Consider the following 4,118-nt stretch of genomic DNA (forward strand, 5'->3'; position numbering starts at 1 on the left):
CGTCGGCGCCTCGGTGGGCGAGCCAGAGGCCGAGCGCGACGCAGGCGAGCCCGAGCAGCGCGAGCGCGGAGATCGCCTCCCCGAGCAGCCACGCGCCCAGGCCCGCCGCCGTCATCGGGCTCAGCGCGAGGAACATCGTGACCTCGGTCGCGGGCGCGTGGCCGAGCGCCCAGAGCCAGAGGTAGTAGCCGACGCCGCTCCCGACGCCGATGAAGGCGACGGCGAGCCAGCCGCCCGGAGTGAAGCACGGCAGCGCGTCGTAGAAGCCCTCGCCCGCGGCGAGGAGTGCTAAGAACCCGACCGAGGCGAGCATCGCGAACGCGCTCACGGGTAGCGTCGGATATTTCCGCAGATAGGGCCGGTAGAGGACGCTGCAGACTGCGCCGCTCGCCGCCGCGAGGAAGACAGCGAGCTCGCCCGCCCACCCGCCCGTCGCGCCGTCACGCTGCACCGCCTTCTCCCCGAGCGCCAGCCCGACGCCCACGACCGTCAGCAGGACCCCGAGGATCTTCGCCGGCGTCAGCCGCTCGTGACCGAGCGCCGCGGCGACGACCATCGTGAGCAGCGGGAACGTCGCGAAGATCAGCGCGGCGCGCGCGGACGGAATGAACTTGAGGCCGTAGTTCAGGAGGGCGATCAGGAGGCCGAACTGGATGATGCCGAGGAGCGCGATGGCCGCGAGGTCGCGCCGCTCGAACCGCGTGCGCGGCACCGAGAGAAGCACGGGCGGCAGCAGGCAGCAGAACCCGATGGCGTAGCGCAGGAGCGCGAGCGAGGCGGGGCCCGTCTGATCCACGACGTAGCGCGTGGCCACCATCGCCGAGCCGACCTGGATGCCGGTCGCCGCCGCCGCGGCGGCGGCCAGAAGTCTCACAGCGGGAGCTCCCACGTCTCGCCGACCAGGTCGTGGCCGAAGCTCGTATGCCGTTCCTTGTGGACCAGGCGGAAACCGGCCGCCCGGTAGATGCGCCGGGCGGCGAGCAGCACGCTGTTGGTCCAGAGGGTGATCTTGCGGTAGCCCGCCTGCCGGGCGAAGCGCACGCATTCGTCCACGAAGCGCGCGCCGATGCCGAGCCCGCGCGCCTTCGGCTCGACCAGCATCAGGCGCAGCTGCGCCACGGTCTTCGAGCGCTTGACGAGGAACACGGAGCCGACGATCTCGCCGTCCCGCTCGGCGATCCAGCAGCGCTCCCGCTTCGGGTCGTAGCGCTCGACGAACCTGGCGACGATCCCCGCGACGAGCCCCTCGAACCGCTCGTCCCAGCCGTACTCCTGGGCGTAGAGCGCGCCGTGGCGGTGGACGACCCAGCCCATGTCACCGGGCTGGTGGGGCCGGAGGAGGTACGGCGCCTTCGGCTCAGGGGGGGCGCCGAGCAGTCCCTCGATCGTGCGCATCGCCTCGAGCACGCGCCGCTGGCCGGCCGCGGGGAGCCTGCCGAGCATGGCGCCGATCTCGTCGTGGGAGCGCGCCTGGAGTGGGGCGAACGCCTTCCGGCCCCTCTCGGTGAGCGAGAGGAGGGTCTGCCGCCCGTCGGCCGTCGAGGGCGTGCGGCGGATCAGGGCGCGCTTCTCGAAGCCGCGCACGAATGCGGCTCAGGTAGCCCGCGTCGAGCCCCAGCTCGCGGCCGAGCTCGGTCGCGGTCGGCTCCGCGCGGTGGGCGAGCTCGTAGAGCACGCGCACCTCGGTCAGGGAGAAGGGGCTCTCGAGATAGCCGTCGTGGAGCAGGCCGATCCGCTTGGTGTAGAAGCGGTTGAAGCGCCGCACCGCCGCGACGCGCTGGTCGAAGCTCGACTCGCCCACCGTCACCCTCCCGGCGCCCCCCGGGGGCTGGGTGACAATGTCAACGATCTATTTGACTAAGTCAAGTGTCGCGAGACCTTGAGCCCCCGGAGGAATTCCGCGCGGGCCTGGCCGCCGGCCATGACGAAGGAGAGGTCGCTGCCGCAGAGGACGAAGCGCGCGCCGACCTTGACGTACTTCTCCATGGTCGGGTGGTCGTAGATCCCGCCCATCCCCGGGTGCTTGCCGTGCCGCGTGCAGGCGCCGATGACCGTCTCGTAGGCGCGCAGCACCCGGGGGTCGTCGTACTTGCCGGGGATGCCCATCTCGAGGGTCAGGTCGTTCGTGCCGATCAGCAGCACGTCCACGCCCGGCACGGCCGCGATCGCGTCGGCGTTGTCGATCGCCGCCGGCGTCTCGAGCATCATCACCAGCAGCGTCTCGCGGTTGACGATGGCCGTGGACTCGGCGCGCGGGTAGGGGCGGAACCCGAGCTGCGCCATGGGACCGCCGAGCGAGCGGTGGCCCATCGGCGGGTACTTGCAGTTCTCGACGAGCTCCCGCGCGTGCTCGGCCGTGTCCACGTGCGGGAAGACGATCCCCATCGCCCCGGCGTCGAGGAGGCGCGTCGCCAGGTAGTGCTCGTAGCCCGGCACGCGCACGAGCGGCGTCACGCCCGCGTCGTGGCACGCCACCGCGATCTGCGCCGCGGTGTCGATGCCCATCGTGTTGTGCTCCATGTCGAGGAAGGCGAAGTCGTAGCCGCACGCGGCCAGCACGCGCCCGATCTCGACCGTGCGCGCCTGCCGCAGCGCCATGCCGAGCGCCAGCTGGCCCGCGGCCAGGCGCTCTCGCACCTTGTTCGGAATCGCCGTCATGCTCGCCTCCTCGGGAAAAGAGTCACGTCGTCGGGCGCGATCAGGTCGGGCGCCCGCCAGCCGTCGAGATCATACTCGGCCAGGCAGCGCCCGGCGAACTCCTTGAAGCGCGCCGCCTGCCCGCTCGTCTGCGCCATCTGCCACGTGAGGAACCGGATCGTCTCCGGGGCGCCCGCGTAGTTGCGCTCGTACAGCTCGTGCCGCCCGCCGAACTCCGTGCCGGTCGCGTCCCACAGGAGCTTCATGAGCTTGATGCGCTCGACGGCGTCGGTGCCGTCGGAGCCGCGCAGGTACTTGTCGAGATAGGGCCGCAGCGCGGGCGTCCGGAAGTCGGCCGCGTGCGAGTTCAGGTAGATCAGGCCGCTGCCGAGGATGCTCTCCGTGATCTCCTTCACGCGCGGATACCCGATGGTCGCGAACAACCGGTACGCCTGCGCGTACTCCGGGTTCGGCAGCACGGTGTCGCCGACCCACGGAACCGGGGTCCGCGCCATCGCGTCGCTGAGCCCCCAGAAGAGGTTGCGCCACGCGATCGCCTCGCCGATCGAGCCCTGCACGTGACGCTCGGCGGCCGAGCCGACGGCGTCCGCGGCCCGGAGGAGGAGGCCCGTGATGAAGTCGAGCTTGACCGCCAGGCGCGTGCAGCCGTGGAGCATGGCGCGGGGGAAGAACCCGGAGTGCTGGAAGAAGGTGTTGGACTTCTCCACGTCCTCGTACACGAAGACGTTCTCCCAGGGCACCAGCGCGTGGTCGAGGACGAGGATCGCGTCGTTCTCGTCCATGCGGCTGCTGAGGGGATAGTCGAACGGGCTCCCCATCACGTCGGCCGCCATGGCGTAGGACGGGCGGCAGATCAGCTTGACCCCCGGCGTGTCCATGGACGCGATGAACACCGCGGCGAACTGCTTCGTCTTGATCGGCGTCGTGCTGGGATGCGCGATGAAGTTCGCGTGCGTGAGCGCCGAGCCCGTGGCGACGACCTTCGCCCCGCTGACGACGAGCCCGGCGTCGGTCTCCTTCTCCACGTGCACGTAGACGTCGGCCACCTCGTCGGGCGGGCGGTGGCGGTCCACCGGCGGCTGGACGAGGGCGTGGTTCAGGAAGAGGACGCGCTCCTGCGCCATGCGGTACCAGCGCCGGGCGTTGTCCTGGTACGGGGCGTAGAACTCGGCGTTGGCGCCGAGCGTGGCGAGGAACGACGCCTTGTAATCGGGCGACCGCCCCATCCAGCCATAGGTCAGCCGCGCCCAGGCGGCGATCGCCTCGCGCGCGGCGACGAGCTCGGCGACGCTCGCCGGCGCGCGGAAGTACCGATGGGTAAAACCGCCCGACCCGGTATCGGTCGGGCACGTCAACACCGGCTGGCTCGCCGGATCGTGGAGCGCGTCGTAGAGACGCGCCAGCATGCGGGCCGGGTTGCGGAAGGCGGGGTGCGCGGTGACGTCCTTGACCCGCTCCCC

The 4,118-nt window shown here is 71.2% G+C and carries 3 protein-coding genes and 1 pseudogene; all 4 read right to left on the reverse strand.

Annotated elements, in window-relative coordinates; all coding sequences use genetic code 11:
- A partial coding sequence (locus VKG64_14095) for a DMT family transporter (GenBank protein HKB26172.1) occupies positions 1 to 874 on the reverse strand: 874 nt, incomplete at its 3' end.
- A pseudogene (locus VKG64_14100) lies at positions 871 to 1,801 on the reverse strand (helix-turn-helix domain-containing GNAT family N-acetyltransferase). The pseudogene VKG64_14100 and the gene VKG64_14095, both read right to left, overlap by 4 nt.
- A gap of 56 nt (positions 1,802 to 1,857) precedes the next feature.
- Entirely contained in the window at positions 1,858 to 2,658 is an 801-nt protein-coding gene (locus VKG64_14105) for an aldolase/citrate lyase family protein (GenBank protein ID HKB26173.1), read from the reverse strand.
- The coding region (locus VKG64_14110; protein HKB26174.1) for a 4-hydroxyphenylacetate 3-hydroxylase N-terminal domain-containing protein at positions 2,655 to 4,118 on the reverse strand (1,464 nt) is incomplete at its 5' end. The genes VKG64_14105 and VKG64_14110, both read right to left, overlap by 4 nt.

The sequence above is a fragment of the Candidatus Methylomirabilota bacterium genome, from assembly GCA_035260325.1.
GTDB lineage: Bacteria > Methylomirabilota > Methylomirabilia > Rokubacteriales > CSP1-6 > AR19.

Bases quoted from the DNA above. Each gene is read 5' to 3' on its own strand.
- VKG64_14105 (HKB26173.1), bottom strand. From the start codon at position 2,658: ATGACGGCGATTCCGAACAAGGTGCGAGAGCGCCTGGCCGCGGGCCAG.